The 16,783-nt window shown below is 62.3% G+C and carries 10 protein-coding genes; 9 read left to right on the top strand and 1 reads right to left on the bottom strand.

Annotated elements, in window-relative coordinates; genetic code table 11:
• The first annotated feature begins 66 nt into the window (after positions 1 to 66).
• The 4 genes from KO538_RS12430 to KO538_RS12415 are packed head-to-tail and all read left to right on the top strand — an operon-like array spanning position 67 to position 4,619.
• On the top strand, positions 67 to 2,055 hold the full coding sequence (locus KO538_RS12430) for a lytic transglycosylase domain-containing protein (RefSeq protein WP_219328487.1): 1,989 nt from the start codon (positions 67 to 69) through the stop codon (positions 2,053 to 2,055).
• Positions 2,056 to 2,067: 12 nt separating this feature from the next.
• Positions 2,068 to 2,784: a glutathione S-transferase family protein gene (locus KO538_RS12425; protein ID WP_219328486.1), complete on the top strand. Its 717-nt coding sequence runs from the start codon at positions 2,068 to 2,070 to the stop codon at positions 2,782 to 2,784.
• Positions 2,785 to 2,796: 12 nt separating this feature from the next.
• A complete protein-coding gene (locus KO538_RS12420; protein ID WP_219328485.1) occupies positions 2,797 to 3,909 on the top strand; it encodes a multifunctional CCA tRNA nucleotidyl transferase/2'3'-cyclic phosphodiesterase/2'nucleotidase/phosphatase in 1,113 nt (370 codons plus the stop codon).
• Positions 3,906 to 4,619: a GNAT family N-acetyltransferase gene (locus tag KO538_RS12415; protein WP_034753090.1), complete on the top strand. Its 714-nt coding sequence runs from the start codon at positions 3,906 to 3,908 to the stop codon at positions 4,617 to 4,619. Before KO538_RS12420 ends, KO538_RS12415 begins: the two co-directional genes overlap by 4 nt.
• Here KO538_RS12415 and KO538_RS12410 read toward each other — a convergent pair.
• On the bottom strand, positions 4,611 to 5,135 hold the full coding sequence (locus KO538_RS12410) for an Lrp/AsnC family transcriptional regulator (RefSeq protein ID WP_034753092.1): 525 nt from the start codon (positions 5,133 to 5,135) through the stop codon (positions 4,611 to 4,613). The two genes, KO538_RS12415 and KO538_RS12410, sit on opposite strands and share 9 nt — an antisense overlap.
• 125 nt (positions 5,136 to 5,260) lie before the next feature.
• Here KO538_RS12410 and hppD point away from each other — a divergent pair, with 125 nt between their 5' ends.
• The 5 genes from hppD (at position 5,261) to KO538_RS12385 (ending at position 16,756) form a co-directional block, all read left to right on the top strand.
• Positions 5,261 to 6,388, top strand: a complete 1,128-nt coding sequence (hppD, locus tag KO538_RS12405; protein ID WP_219328484.1) for a 4-hydroxyphenylpyruvate dioxygenase — start codon at positions 5,261 to 5,263, stop codon at positions 6,386 to 6,388.
• Between the two features lie 300 nt (positions 6,389 to 6,688).
• The gene (locus tag KO538_RS12400) at positions 6,689 to 10,285 is read left to right on the top strand and encodes an indolepyruvate ferredoxin oxidoreductase family protein (protein WP_219328483.1); all 3,597 of its coding nucleotides are present in this window, start codon (positions 6,689 to 6,691) and stop codon (positions 10,283 to 10,285) included.
• Positions 10,286 to 10,408: 123 nt separating this feature from the next.
• Positions 10,409 to 11,923, top strand: coding sequence for a S41 family peptidase (locus KO538_RS12395; protein WP_219328482.1), 1,515 nt, complete (start codon positions 10,409 to 10,411; stop codon positions 11,921 to 11,923).
• 162 nt (positions 11,924 to 12,085) lie between these two features.
• Entirely contained in the window at positions 12,086 to 14,809 is a 2,724-nt protein-coding gene (locus KO538_RS12390) for a TonB-dependent siderophore receptor (RefSeq protein WP_219328481.1), read from the top strand.
• Between the two features lie 126 nt (positions 14,810 to 14,935).
• Entirely contained in the window at positions 14,936 to 16,756 is a 1,821-nt protein-coding gene (locus KO538_RS12385; protein WP_219328480.1) for a M14 family metallopeptidase, read from the top strand.
• The last annotated feature ends 27 nt before the right edge of the window (positions 16,757 to 16,783 follow it).

Below are 16,783 nucleotides of genomic sequence, written 5' to 3'. Positions count from 1 at the left end.
CCGGATCGCATGTTATTCTAGGGTCGCTATTCATATCACCATCAAGTTAAGATTGAGAGTCGTACATTGATTTCCCCACTGAAATGGATTGCCGGCACGATGCTGTGTGTTGCATCGGCCTTGTCTCCCCTGGCCGCCCTGGCCCAGGTTTCCACCACCGTATCCCCAGCCGCCCCCGACACGCGCAGCGAGGACGATGCCTTCCTCTTGCTGCGCGACGCCGCGCGCAAGGATGACGTCGAAAAAGCCGACTTTTATGCGGGGCGCCTGACGAATTACCAGATTCCATCGTATGTTGACTATTATCGGCTGAAACCGCGCATCAAACTGCTGACCGAGGCGCAATTTCGCGATTACCTGAACCGCTACAAGGGCAGCGCCATCGCCGACCGTTTTCGCAACGACTGGCTGCTGGAACTGGGCCGCAAGCGCGACTGGGTCGTGTTCGATGAACAATACCCGCAATTCGCCCTCGACGACGACACCCAGCTCAAGTGCTACGCGCTGATGTCGCGCGCAGCCAAGGGCCAGAACGTGGCGTCCGAGGCGCGCAACTTGCTCGTCTCGCCGCCCGGCTATGGCGAAGCGTGCGGCAGCCTGATCGCGGCATTGGCGCAAAACGGCCAGTTCGACACGAACGACCTGTGGGCGCAGATCCGCCTGGCGGGCCAGACCAACGCCACGGGCCCGGCGCGCCGCATCGCGCTGCTGCTGGGCGCGTCCGACGCGAAGATGGCGCAAGCGATCGACTTGCCGGCGCTGGTGCTGGCCAAGGGCGCGGGTCTAAGTCGCGCCGACCACGAGATGTATCTGGTGGCTGTCGGCCGCATGGCGAAAAGCACCTTGAAGCTGGGCGTCGTCGCCCTGCAAAAGGCGAGTGCGCAGCTGACGGCGCAGGAACAGGCCATCGGCTGGGCCAGCCTGGCCCTGCAAGCGTCGTATTCGCTGGCGCCGGAAGCGTTCGAATATTGGCAAAAAACCAATGGCGCGCCATTGACCCTGGAACAGATGCAGTGGAAGGCGCGTATCGCCTTGCGTGAAGGCAACTGGCCCGTGGTGAAGGCGTCCATCCAGGCCATGCCGGCGTCCTTGCGCGCCGATCCTACCTGGGTCTACTGGCTGGCGCGCGCGCAGCAGGCGGAAACGCCGGGCCGCCCGAACGCGCAAGCGGATGCCCTGTACCGCACGATCAGTGAACAATCGAATTTCTATGGCTTGCTGGCCAATGAAGAGCTGGGCAACCACCTGGTGCTGCCGCCGCCTGGCCAGCCCATCACGCCGGCGGAAATCGCCGCCATGGCCGCCAATCCAGGCTTGCAACGCGCCTTGAAATTCTTCAACATGCGCTTGCGCTTCGAAGGCACGCGCGAATGGAACTGGGAATTGCGCTCGATGACGGACCGCCAGCATCTGGCGGCCGCGGAATTTGCGCGCCAGAATAATGTGCTCGACCGCATGGTCAACACCTCGGACCGCACGCGCCTGGAAGTGGACTATACGCAGCGCTACCCGACGCCGCACGACGACGTCATGCACCCGGCCACGCAAACCCTGGGTCTCGACAAAGCCTGGGTATATGGCCTGATCCGCCAGGAATCGCGCTTCATCATGGATGCGCAGTCGCACGTGGGCGCGTCCGGCCTGATGCAGGTGATGCCGTCGACGGCCCGCTATGTGGCCAAGAAGATCGGTTTGACGGATTTTGTCACGGAAACCTTGAGCGATGTGCGCACCAACGTCTTGCTGGGCACGAATTACCTGAACATGGTGCTTGGCGGTCTCGACGGTTCGCAAGTGCTGGCCAGCGCCGCCTACAACGCGGGGCCGGGGCGCTTGCGCATCTGGCGCGCCACCATGACGCGTCCGCTGGAAGGCGCCGTCTTCGCCGAGATCATTCCGTACACGGAAACGCGCGGCTACGTGAAAAACGTGATGGCCAACGCCACGTATTACGCGGCCCTGTTCGAGAAGAGCCCGCAATCGCTGAAAGCGCGCCTGGGTACCGTCGGCCCAAAAAACAGCGCCATCGCGGCCGACTTGCCATCATCCAACTAAAGATAGCCGACCATGCAAACGACCATCCTTGATCCCAGCCTGACGCAAACCCTGGCCGCCGCGCGCGAGCCAGGTTTGACCCTCATCATCGGCAACAAGAATTATTCATCGTGGTCGATGCGCCCGTGGGTGGCCATGACGGCGTTCGGCATTCCATTCCAGGAAGTGCGCGTGCTGCTCGACCAGAGCGACACGGCCACCAAAATCGCCGAGTATTCGGCCTGCGGCCGGGTTCCCGTGCTGCTGGCGGGCGAGATCACGATCTGGGACAGCCTGGCCATCTGCGAATACCTGGCCGAGCAGTTCCCTGACAAACACATGTGGCCGCAAGACGTGGCCGCGCGCGCTATGGCGCGCTGTGTCTGCGCGGAAATGCATTCCGGCTTCACGGGCTTGCGTACGGACATGTCGATGAATATCAAGGCCAAGTTGCCGGGGCGTGGCCGTACGGCCGCCGCGCAGGCGGACATCGGCCGCATCAGCGAAATCTGGGAAGAGTGTTTATTGCGCTTTGGCCATCACCAGTTCCTGTTCGGCGACTTTTCCATCGCCGATTCGTATTTCGCGCCCGTCGTCATGCGCTTCCGCACGTATGGCGTGAGCCTGGCGCCGGCCCTGAACGCGTATTGCGAGCGCGTGCAGGCGCACCCGGCCGTGGCCCGCTGGATCGCGGAAGCGCTGGCGGAAACGGAAACGGCGCCCAAGCACGACGCGGAACTGCCTGACTAAGAAAAGAGTGTTATGAAGATATACACGGTCGGTGGCGCGGTGCGCGACCAACTGCTGGGCTTGCCCGTGAAAGACCACGACCACGTCGTCGTCGGCGCCACGCCGGACGACATGCTGCGTCGGGGCTTCCGGCCCGTGGGCAAGGATTTCCCCGTCTTCCTGCACCCGAAGACGCAGGAAGAGTACGCGCTGGCCCGCACGGAACGCAAGACTGCCCCCGGCTACCGGGGCTTTGTCTTCCACACGGCGCCCGACGTCACCCTGGAAGAAGACCTGGTGCGCCGTGATCTGACCATCAACGCCATCGCGCAGGCCGAGGACGGTAGCCTGACCGACCCGTTCGGCGGCATTGACGATATTCAAAACAAAGTGTTCCGCCACGTCTCCGATGCGTTCGGCGAAGACCCCGTGCGCATCTTGCGCCTGGCCCGCTTTGCCGCCCGTTTCGATACTTTTACGGTGGCGCCGGCCACGATGGCCCTCATGCGTCAAATGGTGCTGGACGGCGAAGTCGACGCCCTGGTGGCCGAGCGCGTGTGGCAGGAAGTGGCGAAAGGATTGATGGAAGCGCGGCCGTCGCGCATGCTGACGGTGTTGCACGAGTGCGGCGCCTTGGCGCGCATCCTGCCGGAATTGGCAATCAACGACCATCTGCTGCGCGTGATCGACAGGGCGGCGGGCGCGGGCCACGCACTGTGCGTGCGCTTTGCCGTGCTGATGCTGGCCGTGCCGCTTGAGCAGATCAATGCGCTCAGCGAGCGCCTGCGCGTGCCCAACGATTGCCGCGAGCTGGCCGTGATGGCGGCGCGCGAGCAGGCTGCCGTTGCCGGTGCGCTGGCCTTGAGCGCCGAGGAACTGGTGCGCTTGTGCGAACGCTGCGACGGACTGCGCAAGCCGCAGCGCTTCGTGCAGATGCTGGACGCCATCGCCTGCGACGTGCAGACCCAGAATCCGGTGTTCTCGCAGTCCGCCTGGCTGCAAGCCATGCTGGTGGCCGTGCGCGGCGTCGATGCGGGCGCGCTGGCACAAGCTTGCGCACACGAACCGAAGCGCATTCCCGAGCTCATCCATGCGGCGCGGGTCGAAGCCGTCACGAACGCGATCAGCAGCACGGAGCTGCCATGACCCTGCCCAAATTGTTCCAGAACCCGTTTCGCCGCTGGCTCAGCCGTAGCGGCGGCGGGCGTCCGACCGTGCTCGTCAAGCAATTGCATGAGCGCGACCGGCGCCGCATGATGAAGCATTTCCTGAATCTGGAGAAAAGCGACCGCCTGCTGCGCTTCGGCAGCGCCTTGCCCGATGAGCTCGTCGCCCAGTACGTGCAAAAGATGGATTTCTCGCGCGACATGGTCTACGGCGTCTACAACAGCCTGTTCAAGCTGGTGGGCGTGGGGCATCTGGCGTTCGCGCCGAAGGACACGTCGCCGGCGAAAAGCGTCGTGACGGACAAGGAGCAGGTGGCCGAGTTTGGCGTGTCCGTATCGAAATCCATGCGCGGCATGGGGGTCGGGTCAAAACTGTTCGAGCGGGCGGCGATCCACTGCCGCAACAACGATGTCGATACCCTGTACATGCATTGTTTGTCGTCAAACAAGACGATGATGCATATCGCCAAGAAGGCGGGCATGGAAATCCAGCGCGACTATGGCGAAGCCGATGCATATCTGAAACTGTTGCCGCCGAACCCGAGCAGCATGCTGCAGGAAGCCGTGCAGGAGCAGTTCGCCATGTTCGACTACACGTTCAAGGCCAACGCGCGCGCCGCGTTCAAACTGTGGGACCGCTTGCCAGGGCGCAAGAAGAAGCCCGGGCCGCCATCACCGCCGTCACAGTAAGGGCAGGGCCGTCGTATCCTTGATGCGCTGCAAGGCAAAGCTTGATTTCACATCCAGCACGGCCGGGTGGCGCAGCAGGGTCGCCATCATGAAGCGTGAAAAGTGCTCCATGTCTTCCACGTGCACGCGCAGCAGGTAATCCATTTCCCCCGTCATCGCATAGCAAGCCACCACTTCCGGCCATTGCGCGACGGCCACGGCGAAGTCGGCGCGCGGCGACGTGTTCGTCACCAGATTCGGCGCCAGCACTCTTGCCGTACTGTGCGCGGTGGCGTCGCTGTGCTTTTCCAGTCGCACGTTGACATAAGCCAATAGCCCCAGGCCGATCTTTTCCGGGTCCAGCAGGGCCACGTATTGGCGGATCACGCCCGCTTCTTCCAGCCGTTTGACGCGGCGCAAGCATGGCGACGGCGACAGGCTGACTTGCTCGGCCACGTCCTGATTCGACAGGCGGCCATCGGCCTGCAGGACGGCGAGGATTTTGCGGTCCGTTTTATCCAGCGTAATTTTGCTCATGCTTCCTCCGGTGGTTCGTGTTTCACGCAATATTATTGCGCAAATCATGATTGTTCGGGAGATCTTTGGCATTTAATGCCCACAGACCGCGCCTATACTGTGCGCTACTTCTTGGAGGAGACATCATGCAATTTCAGCCTTGGGATAACCCGATGGGTACCGATGGTTTCGAGTTCGTCGAGTATGCAGCACCAGACCCAAAAGCATTGGGCAAGCTGTTCGAGAACATGGGATTCACGGCCATCGCGCGCCACCGCCACAAGGATGTGACCCTGTACCGTCAGGGCGACATCAATTTCATCATCAATGCCGAACAAGATTCGTTCGCGCAGCGTTTTGCCCGCCATCACGGCCCGTCCGTGTGCGCCATCGCCATCCGTGTCGATGACGCTGCTTTCGTCTACCGCCGCGCGCTGGAACTGGGCGCCTGGGGTTTCGACAATAAAACAGGCCCGATGGAACTGAATATCCCCGCCATCAAGGGTGTGGGCGATTCGCTGCTGTATTTCGTTGACCGCTGGCGCGGCAAGGGCGCTGACAAGCCGGACGCGGCCGCTCCAGGCGGCATCGGCGACATCAGCATCTATGACGTCGACTTCGTCGCCATTCCCGGCGCCGTCGCCAACCCGGTCGGCCATGGCCTGACCTATATCGACCACCTGACGCACAATGTGCATCGTGGCCGCATGAAGGAATGGGCCGGTTTCTATGAAAACCTGTTTAACTTCCGCGAAGTGCGCTACTTCGATATCGAAGGCAAGCATACGGGTCTGAAGTCGAAAGCCATGACTTCGCCATGCGGCAAGATCCGCATCCCGATCAATGAATCGTCGGATGACAAGTCGCAGATCGCCGAATACCTGGACCAGTACCACGGCGAAGGCATCCAGCACATCGCCTTGGGCACGGACAATATCTACGCTTCCGTGCAAGGCATGCGCGATACGGGTATCGATTTCCAGGACACGATTGAAACTTACTATGAGCTGGTCAACCGCCGTCTGCCGAACCACGGCGAGCAGCTGGAAGAACTGCGCCGTTTGCGCATCCTGATCGATGGCCACAGCACGGAAACCGAACGCGAATTGCTGCTGCAAATCTTCACGCAGACGGTGATCGGCCCGATCTTCTTCGAGATCATCCAGCGCAAGGGCGACCAGGGCTTTGGCGAAGGCAATTTCCGCGCCCTGTTCGAATCGATCGAGCTGGACCAGATCAAGCGCGGCGTATTGAAAGATACGAGCGCGGCGTAAGCTGACTTATACCCGGGATGTCGGATTACGCTGCGCTAATCCGACCTACAACTGGTGCCAGTAATGTAGGTCGGGTTAGCCAGAATGGCGTAACCCGACATGCCGCAAAAAGAAGCACTAAAAAGCAGCAAAAGGTACGAACGCAGGAGTGCAGTGCAGCAAAAGAACTGTGCGCCTTCCTGTGGTAGTCTACGACAAACAAGTCATTTTTCCGCACCGGCATTGCCCACAAAGCGCGGCCGGTACGTGTGAGTTCAACCGACTTTGCACGCGTAGCACAGAGAATAATGGAGACAAGTAATGAATGCACCAATCAAGGGCTCGAGTCTTGAGCCGGGCGCGCACGCGTCCGAGATTTCCCTGAACGACAAATACACGCTCGAGCGTGGCCGCGCCTTCATGACGGGCACGCAAGCGCTGATCCGCCTGCCCATGCTGCAGCGCGAGCGCGATCTGAAGGCTGGCCTGAATACGGCCGGTTACATCACCGGTTACCGCGGTTCGCCTGTGACGTCCGTCGACATGACGGCGATCAAGGCCAAAAAATATCTCGATGAACACCACGTCAAATTCCACCCGGGCCTGAACGAAGACCTGGCCGCCACGGCCGTCTGGGGCACGCAGCAAACGAATCTGTTCGAAGACGCGAAATACGATGGCGTGTTCGGCATGTGGTACGGCAAGGGCCCCGGCGTCGACCGCTGCGGCGATGTGTTCAAGCACGCGAACAACGCCGGTTCCGCCAAGCACGGCGGCGTGCTGGTGCTGGCCGGCGACGACCATGCGGCCAAATCCTCGTCCACGGCGCACCAGTCCGACCATATCCTGAACGCCTGCGGCATCCCCGTGCTGTATCCGTCGTCGGTGCAAGAATATATCGACTACGGCTTGCATGCGTGGGCCATGAGCCGCTACACGGGTTTGTGGGTGTCGATGAAATGCGTGACCGACATCATCGAATCGGGCGCCGCCGTCGATTTCGACCCGGACCGTGTGCAGATCACCTTGCCGACCGACTTCGAGATGCCGGCCGGTGGCTTGAACATCCGCTGGCCCGACACGGTGCTGGAACAAGAAGTGCGCATGAACAGCTACAAATGGTATGCGGCGCTGGCGTATGCGCGTGCCAACAAGCTCAATAAGATCATCTGGGACAGCCCGAAGGCGCGCATCGGCATCATCACGGCCGGCAAATCGTATCTCGATACGCGCCAGGCGCTGGCCGACCTCGGCATCGACGAGCAGACGGCGTCCGACATCGGCATCCGCCTGTACAAGATCGGCATGACCTGGCCGCTGGAAGCCGATGGCGTGCACGAATTTGCCAAGGGCCTCGACGAGATCCTCGTGGTGGAAGAAAAGCGGCAAATCCTCGAATACGCGCTGAAGGAAGAACTGTACAACCTGAAGGATGGCGAGCGTCCGCGCGTGGTCGGCAAGTTCGACGATACGGGCGAATGGAGCAACCAGAAGGGTACCGGTCACGGCGACTGGCTGCTGCCGGCTACGTATGAGCTGAACCCGGCCATGATCGCCCGCGCCATTGCCAGCCGCATCTCGCGCTACTACGCAGGCCATCCGGTCGAGCAGCGCGTGAAGGAACGCATCGCCTACCTGGAAGCCAAAGAGAATGTGCTCAAAGCGATCAGCGTGAAACCCGATCCGCAGAAGGACCGCACGCCGTTCTTCTGCTCCGGCTGCCCGCACAACAGTTCCACGAAAGTGCCGGAAGGCTCGCGCGCGCTGGCCGGCATCGGCTGCCATTACATGGTGCTATGGATGGACCGCGAAACGTCGACGTTTACCCACATGGGCGCCGAAGGCGTGACTTGGGTGGGGCAGGCGCCGTTCACGAACGAGAAGCACGTGTTTACCAACCTCGGCGACGGCACGTATTTCCACTCGGGCATCCTGGCCATCCGCGCGGCCGTCTCGGCCAAGGTGAACATCACGTATAAAATTCTGTTCAACGATGCGGTGGCCATGACGGGCGGCCAGGAATTCGACGGTCCGCTATCGCCAGCCATTATCTCTCGCCAGATCGCCGCCGAAGGCGTCGGTCCCATCATCGTCGTCACGGACGAACCGGAAAAATACCCGGACGATTACGCCTGGGCGGAAGGCGTCACCGTGCGCCACCGTTCGGAACTGATGGACGTGCAGCGCGAACTGCGCGACATGCCCGGTGTGTCGGCCATGATCTACGATCAGACCTGCGCCTCGGAAAAACGCCGCCGCCGGAAACGCAATGAATACCCGGACCCGGCCAAGCGCGCCGTCATCAACGAAGCCGTGTGCGAAGGCTGCGGCGACTGCTCCGTGCAATCGAACTGCCTGTCCGTGGAACCGCTGGAAACGGAACTGGGGCGCAAGCGCCAGATCAACCAGTCGTCCTGCAACAAGGATTTCTCGTGCACGACGGGTTTCTGCCCCAGTTTCGTGACGGTGGAAGGCGGCGGCTTGAAAAAGCCGAAGAAGGCGGCTGCCGCCGACAAGGACGCGCCAGCCGCGCCGGCCTTGCCGACACCGCAGATTCCTTCGACGGCCGAGCCGTTCGGCATCCTGGTCACCGGCATCGGCGGCACGGGCGTCGTCACCGTCGGTCAGATCCTGGCCATGGCGGCCCACGTGGAAGGCAAGGGCTGTTCCGTGCTGGACATGAGCGGCCTGGCGCAAAAGGGCGGCCCCGTCATGTCGCACGTGCGTCTGGCGGACCGCCAGGAAGATATCCACTCGACGCGCGTCGGCACGGGTGCGGCCGATCTCGTGATTGGCTGCGACCTGATCGTCACGGCCAGCCGCGACGCCCTGTCGCGCATGGGAGAAGGGCGTAGCTGGGCCATGATCAACTCGACCAGCTCGTCGACGGCCGCGTTCGTGAAGAACCCGGACTGGCAATTTCCCGGCGCTTCCGCGCGCATGGAAATCGAAAAGGCGTGCGGCAGCGACCACGTGGACTTCATCGACGCGGGCCAGATCGCCACGGCGCTGATGGGTGACTCGATCGCGACGAACATGTTCATGCTCGGCTACGCATGGCAAAAGGGCAAAGTGCCGCTGTCGGAAGCTGCCATCATGAAGGCCATCGATTTGAACAACGTCTCGGTGGCGTTCAACAAGGCGGCCTTCAACTGGGGCCGCGCCGGTGCGCATGACGCGGCCAGCCTGGTACGCATGACAACACCGGCCAAGGTGGTGGAATTCAAGCGCATCGACACGCTCGACGACATCATCGAAAAGCGCGTGGCCCTGCTGACGGCTTACCAGGACCGCGCCTATGCGCAGCAGTACATCGATTTCGTCGGCCAGGTACGCGCCGCCGAAAGCGCCCTGAATGGCCCGCACTTGCGCCTGACGGAAGCCGTGGCCCGCTACTTCTACAAGCTGATGGCGTACAAGGACGAGTACGAAGTGGCGCGCCTGTACACGGACGGCGCCTTCCAGGCAAAGATCGCGTCCATGTTCGAAGGCGACATCAAGCTCAAGTTCCACCTGGCGCCGCCCATCATGGCGAAAACGGATGCCCAGGGCCATCTGGTGAAGAAGGAATTCGGCCCGTGGATGATGAAGGCGTTCGGCGTGCTGGCCAAGTTCAAGGGCTTGCGCGGCACGGCGTTTGACATCTTCGGCCACACGGCCGAGCGCAAGATGGAGCGCGCGCTGATTCTTGAATACCGCGCGACGGTGCGCGGCTTGCTGCCGAAACTGACGACGGCCAAGCTGGCGCAAGCCGTGGCCATCGCCAGCATACCGGAAGACATCCGCGGCTATGGCCACGTGAAGGAGCGTCATTTGAAGGCGGCGAAAGAGAAGGAAGCGAGTCTGCTGATCGCCTTCAACGCGCCGACGCCGCTGCCGCCCGTCGTGGCAGCACCTGTGGCGGCCACCGTGGCGTAACGGTTTGCGCATGATCTTGTAGCAATGGCGCCTGCGGGCGCCATTTTTTTGTGTCAAAGAAAACAACGCTTGCTGGCAAAACGCATTATAATTTTTCGATAATTTCTTCTTGGAAAGTTTCTCATGCATTCCCTGCGCCTGCGTTGCCTCGTTGTTTCCCTCGGATTCGTGTTGAGTGCCTGCGGCGGAGGAGGAGGAGGTAGCAGCAGCGACAGCGCGCCCGTCGTGCCGCCCTTGACGCCAACCGGGCCGACCGGGCCGACGGCGCTGGTCGCTTCCTCCACGGTGGCGAACCGTTGCGAGGCACCGCGCAGCGGCAGCAGCATCGACAAGCCGGGCACCTTGCTCGATGAGCAGACATGGGTGCGCAGCTGGATCGATGAAACGTATCTGTGGTACCGCGAAGTGCCGACCACCTACCTGCCGCAAAGCTTTGCCACGGCGAAGGCGTATTTCGATGTGCTCAAGACAACAGCCACGACGGCGTCCGGCAAGCCGAAGGACCAGTTCCATTTCACGTATACGACGGCCGAATGGGAAGCCTCGCTCAATGGCGTGGAACTGGGCTACGGCATGCTGCTGGCGCTGACGCGCACCACGCCGCCGCGCAAGGCCGTGGTCACGATCGTCGAGCCAGGCTCGCCGGCGGCACTGGCGGGCTTGCGGCGCGGCGATGAGCTGCAAACCGTCGATGGCGTCGATTTCGTCAATGCCCCCGACACTGCCAGCGTGGGTATCATCAACGCGGGCCTGTTCCCTTCGGCGCAAGGCACGCACACGCTGGCGTTCAGCCGCAACGGCGCGCCCATCTCCGCGAGCCTGCAGGCGGTGGATGTCAGCACGAGTTCCGTGCAAAACGAGCGCATCATCGACACGCCCACGGGCAAGGTGGGCTATCTGACCTTCAACACCCACAACAACGTGTCCGAGCGCCAGCTGGCCGAGACCATGGGCCGCTTCCAGGCGGCCGGCATCAGCGACCTGGTGCTCGACGTGCGCTACAACGGCGGCGGCTACCTCGATGTCGCCAGCGAGCTTGCCTACATGATTGCCGGTCCGCAAGTCACCACCGGCAAGACCTTCGAGCAGGTGCTGGCCAATGACAAGACGCGGCCGGCGGCACCCGTGCCATTCCATGCGCAAAGCCTGGGCTTTGCCGGGCCGAACCCTCTGCCCAAGGGCACGCCGCTGCCCTCGCTGGGCCTCAAGCGCGTGACTTTGCTAACGACGGGCAATACCTGCTCGGCCAGCGAAGCGATCATCAACGGCTTGCGCGGCGTGGACGTGCAGGTCAATCTGATCGGCGGCACGACGTGCGGCAAGCCCTACGGTTTCTATCCCACGCCCAATTGCGGCACCACGTATTTCGCCGTGCAGTTCCAGGGCGTCAACGCCAAGGGCTTTGGCGACTTCGCCGATGGCATGGCGCCGACCTGCGATGTGGCCGATGATTACCGGAACCCGCTGGGCGACCCGGCCGAAGGCATGCTGGCGGCGGCGCTGCGTTACCGCAGCAGCGGCAGCTGTAGCCCGGCCACGGGTGCGCTCAGGCTGTTGAGTTCGATGGAAAACCCGTCCGACACGGCCACGCGGCTGCTGCGCCCGGCCTACAAGGAAATTGCTGTATTGAAACGCTAAAGCCCCATTTTGCTCCCCTTCCTGGGCGAAGGAGGGGGAGATTTCTGCTCAGAAATATTTCTATATAACAATTTTGATATATAGAAAGATGAATCCATTCGTTCTGCAATTACTGGCATTTTGATATCTTTCGCCTTCTCCCTAACCTTGAGAAGCGCAAAGATGCCTATACAATTCAAGTTACCACCGCTCACTGTCGCCGTACTGGCCATCCTGGGCGGTTCCGCATGGCAGGCGCACGCGCAAACGCAAGCGCCCGCAGCGGATCAGCAGCCGGCGGCCACCCCGCCAGCCGTCGTGGTCACCGGTTCGCGGATTCCCCGCGCCAGCCTGGAAGGACCATCGTCCGTCACCATCCTGACGGGGGATGAAATCACCAAGCAAGGGTACAAGAATGTCTTCGATGCGCTGACCAACCAGGTACAGAACAGCGGCTTTACGCAAGGCGAGGACTTCGGCAATACGTTCACGCCTTCGGCCAATACCATCAGCCTGCGCGGCCTGGGCCCGAACCACACCTTGATCCTGCTTAATGGCCGCCGCCTGGCCGACTTCCCCGTCGCCTACGAAGGCACGGTCAACTTCACCAATCTGGCGAATATCCCGTCGAGCATAGTCGACCGCATCGAGATCCTCAACGGTGGCGCCTCGGCCATCTATGGTTCCGACGCGATCGCCGGCGTGGTCAACGTCATCCTGAAAAAGCAGACGGAAGGTTTCGATATCAACGTCAAGGCGGGCGGCACCTCGCGCGGCGGCGCCGGCAACCAGCGCGTGCAGCTGACGGGCGGCGGCAATTTCGACAAGCTGCATACCCTGTTCAGCGTGGAGCTGAGCCAGCGCGATCCGCTGTCGAGCCTGCAGCGCGATTTCATGGCCACGCGCTCGGGCACGCCGACGAATATCGCCTCGCGCCGCGTGGTACAAGCGGGCACCTCCGGCAGCTACGTGGACCTGGGCGACACCTGCAACCAGTTCGGCGACCTGTTCGGCGGCAGCGTCGTCAAGTACCAGGCGAAGAACGGCAGCTATTGCGCCAGCCCGAAAGTCGGTCCCACTTACTGGACCACGCAAACCAAGAACCGCAGCCAGAACGTCTTTGGCAGCGCCAACTATGAGCTGTCGCCGGAAACGACGCTGTTCGCCGACTTCCTGATCGGCAAGAACTCGACCGAGAACAATACGCGTGGCCCGACGTGGACGTCGTCGTCGACGGGCAGCAGCTATTTCCGCAACCAGAATACGAACCGCTACGAAGCGTGGACGCGCTATATCTCGCCCGAGGAAATGGGCGGCGTGGAGCGCTACAACCGCAAGTGGGACGACCTGGCCACGGCCATCTCGCTGGGCGCCAAGGGCCGCATTCCCGGCACGTCGTCGTGGCAGTATGAAGCGAACTACAACGCCTCGGTGTACAAGAGCGAAAGCCATACGCCGCGCGCGCTGGCCAATATCGACAGCTTCTTCCTGGGCCCTAAACTGGGTACCGACACCGCCGGCGTGCCGATCTACGCACCGGACCCGGCGCGCCTGTCGCGCCGCGTGACGGCGGCCGAATTCGACAGCATCACGGGCAATTCCGACAGCGATGACAAGGCCTGGACGAATACCCTGAGCCTGGCCACGAATGGCGACCTGTTCCAGCTGCCCGCTGGCGTGGCGAAGATCGCCACCATTGCCGAATTGGGCAAGCAGGGCTTCAGCAATGTGCCCGATGCGCGCCTGAACGACGGTTACTTCAACGTCGCCACCAAATCCGATATCACGGCCGGCACGCGTACCCGCTATGCGCTGGGTGCCGAGATCAACCTGCCGCTGCACGAGAAGCTGACCGGTACCCTGGCTGGCCGCTATGACCGCTACAACTTTGCCGGCCGCAGCGATGGCAAGTTCACCTACAACGGCGGCCTGGAACTGCGTCCCGCGCCGGAGCTGCTGTTCCGCGCCAATTACGCCACCAGCTTCCGCGCACCGGACATGAACTACATCTACAAGGCGCGCGGCACCGGTTACTATTCGAGTACCACCGATTACTACCGCTGCGGCGCTGCCGGACAGGCCATCGAGGACTGCGACTACGCAAATAAATCGCCGGGCGCCGACTATGTGCAGAACGGCAGCAAGGATCTGCAGTCGGAGAAGGGCAAGTCGTTCGGCGTGGGCGCCGTCTGGTCGCCAAGTTCGAATTTCGACGTCTCCGTCGATTACTGGAACATCAAGATCGACGACCTGGTGACGAATTTGAGCGCCGACAAGATACTGCGCGACGAAGCCGATTGCCGCCTGGGCAAGCTCGACATCAACTCGCCTACCTGCGCCGATACCCTGGGCCGCGTCGAGCGTTTCGCGGCCAATGCCCTGAACCGCGCCGGCGAGATCAAGACCATCACCGTCAATCCGATCAATGCGGCCAAGCAAAGCAGCAGCGGCATCGACGTCAGCGTCAAGTATTTGCTGCGCACGGCGGATTATGGCCGCTTTGCCTTCAAGGCCAATTACGCCAAGGTGCTGAGCAATAAATCGCAGCAATTTGCCGGCGACGAAGAAATCGACGAGCTCAAATCGCTGAACAATTCGGATTGGCGCGACAAGCTGAACCTGAGCGTCAACTGGGCTGCGGGCGACTGGTCGAACACTTTGCTGGTCAGCCGCTACAGCAAGATACCGAACGCCGCCGGCACCGGCTACCTGACGCCGACGGCGCTGGCCAATATCAGCACCGTGTACCGCATCAACGACCGCGCCACCTTGTCGTTGATCGTCAACAACGTGTTCGACAAGATCAAGCGCGACGACAGCGGCGGCTGGCCGTACTACCCGGTGGGCAGCTACAGTCCGCAGGGACGCCAGGGCTGGGTAGAATTCAACTACCACTTTGGCTCATAATTCACGCTTGCCAGAGCAAGGCCGGAGCAGCTGACGCTGTTCCGGCTTTTTTATTTTCCGCTGCAGTTTTACACGCGCCACCACCCTATAATTGCCCGCTTGTTCTCTCTCGATGGAGTTTGACCCATGCTACGCCACGCCCTGCTGTCCGCCGCCTTGTTGTCCACCTTTGCCTTGCCTGCGTATGCCGCCTCGCCGTTGACCACGGTGGCCGAACGCTCGGGCTTTTTGCATACGGGCCGCTATGCGGAAGTGGAAACCTTGTGCCGCCAGTTCCAATCGCGCTATCCGAAGCAGGTGCGCTGCGTGGAATTTGGCCGCACGCCGGAAAACCGCCCCATGCTGGCGCTGGCCGTCTCGAATACGGGCGCCCTGACGCCGGCCGAAGCGGCGCGCCGCAAGCTGCCCGTGCTGCTGATACAGGGCGGCATCCATGCGGGCGAAATCGATGGCAAGGATGCGGGTTTCCTCGCGTTGCGCGAAGTATTGGAAGGCAAGGCGGCACCCGGCGCGCTCGACAAGCAGGTGCTGCTGTTCGTGCCCGTGTTTAACGTTGACGGCCATGAACGCTTCGGCCAGTGGAACCGTCCGAACCAGCGTGGCCCCGTGGAAATGGGCTGGCGCAGCACGGCGCAAAACTACAATCTGAACCGCGAATACATGAAGGCCGATACGCCCGAGATGCAGCACATGCTGGCGCTGGTGAACGCCTGGGATCCGCTGGCCTATGTCGACCTGCACGTTACCGACGGCGCCCAGTTCGAACCCGATATCTCGATCCAGGTCGAACCCGTGCATGCGGGCGATGCGGCCCTGCGCGTGGCCGGCACGGCCTTGCGCGATCAGGTCCTGGCCGACCTGGCCAAGCAGGGCTCGGACCCTAAACCGTTCTATATTTCGTTTGCCGAGAACGACAATCCGCAATCGGGTTTTGTCGATTCGGCGCCGAATCCACGCTTCTCGCATGGCTATTTCCAGCTGCGCAACCGCTTCGGCATGCTGGTGGAAACCCATTCGTGGAAAGACTACCCGACCCGCGTGCGCATCACGCGCAACACCATCGTTTCGCTGCTGTCGCAAGTGGCGCAGCATGGCACGCAGTGGCGGCAAACGGCGCTCGAGGCGGACGCGCGTGCCGCCCAGCTGGCCGGCACGACCTTGCCGCTCACGTATAAAACGACGGACAAGAGCCGCATGATCGCGTTTCGCGGCTACGCCTACACGCGCACGCCATCCGAAGTGTCGGGTGCGCTGATGACGCGCTACGACGAAACCACGCCGCAGATCTGGAACGTGCCCCTGCGCGACGAGATCGTGCCCGACCTGCAGCAGGCAGCGCCCAAGGCCGGCTACCTGGTGCCCGCCGCGCAGGCGCAGATGGTGGCGGCCAAGCTGCGCCAGCATGGCGTGTCCTACCAGGTGCTGTCTGGCGCGCCGGGCAGGCTGCCGGTCGAGACCTTCCGCGCCACGGCTGTGAAATTCGGCGCGCAGTCGTTCGAGGGACGCCAGACGGCGGCCGTGCAGGGCGAGTGGCAGAAAGAGGAGCGCGTGGTTGGCGCCGGTGACCTGTACGTGCCCGTCAACCAGGCCAAGGCGCGCCTGGTCGTCGCCCTGCTCGAGCCGCGCGCGCCCGATTCCCTGCTGGCCTGGGGCAGTTTCAATACGGCCTTCGAGCGCAAGGAGTACATGGAAGAATACGTGGCCGAAGACGTGGCGCGCGCGCAGCTGGCGGCCGACCCGGCGCTGGCGGCGCAGTTCCACGCAAAGCTGGCCAGCGATCCCGCATTTGCCAAAAGCCCGGCCGCGCGCCTGGAATTCTTCGCCCGCCGCCATGCTTCCTGGGATGAGCGTCTGAACCTGTATCCGGTCCTGCGCACGGATGCCGCGCCGGCCGGCCTGGCAGTGCCGCCGACGCGCACACCGAAGTTGTCAAATCGCGCAGATTAATCGAAAGAAAATGCTATTCTCCGCTCG

Origin of the sequence: Janthinobacterium sp. NKUCC08_JDC, from assembly GCF_019345575.1 — a bacterium.
Lineage (GTDB): Bacteria > Pseudomonadota > Gammaproteobacteria > Burkholderiales > Burkholderiaceae_D > Janthinobacterium > Janthinobacterium aestuarii.
The sequence above is the reverse complement of the archived record's forward strand: the minus strand, read 5'-3'. Positions and strand labels throughout refer to the sequence as shown.

Coding starts and splice junctions, on each gene's coding strand:
- KO538_RS12425 (WP_219328486.1), top strand. CDS start 2,068: ATGCAAACGACCATCCTTGATCCCAGCCTGACGCAAACCCTGGCCGCC.
- KO538_RS12420 (WP_219328485.1), top strand. CDS start 2,797: ATGAAGATATACACGGTCGGTGGCGCGGTGCGCGACCAACTGCTGGGC.
- KO538_RS12415 (WP_034753090.1), top strand. CDS start 3,906: ATGACCCTGCCCAAATTGTTCCAGAACCCGTTTCGCCGCTGGCTCAGC.
- KO538_RS12410 (WP_034753092.1), bottom strand. CDS start 5,135: ATGAGCAAAATTACGCTGGATAAAACGGACCGCAAAATCCTCGCCGTC.
- hppD (WP_219328484.1), top strand. CDS start 5,261: ATGCAATTTCAGCCTTGGGATAACCCGATGGGTACCGATGGTTTCGAG.
- KO538_RS12400 (WP_219328483.1), top strand. CDS start 6,689: ATGAATGCACCAATCAAGGGCTCGAGTCTTGAGCCGGGCGCGCACGCG.
- KO538_RS12395 (WP_219328482.1), top strand. CDS start 10,409: ATGCATTCCCTGCGCCTGCGTTGCCTCGTTGTTTCCCTCGGATTCGTG.
- KO538_RS12390 (WP_219328481.1), top strand. CDS start 12,086: ATGCCTATACAATTCAAGTTACCACCGCTCACTGTCGCCGTACTGGCC.
- KO538_RS12385 (WP_219328480.1), top strand. CDS start 14,936: ATGCTACGCCACGCCCTGCTGTCCGCCGCCTTGTTGTCCACCTTTGCC.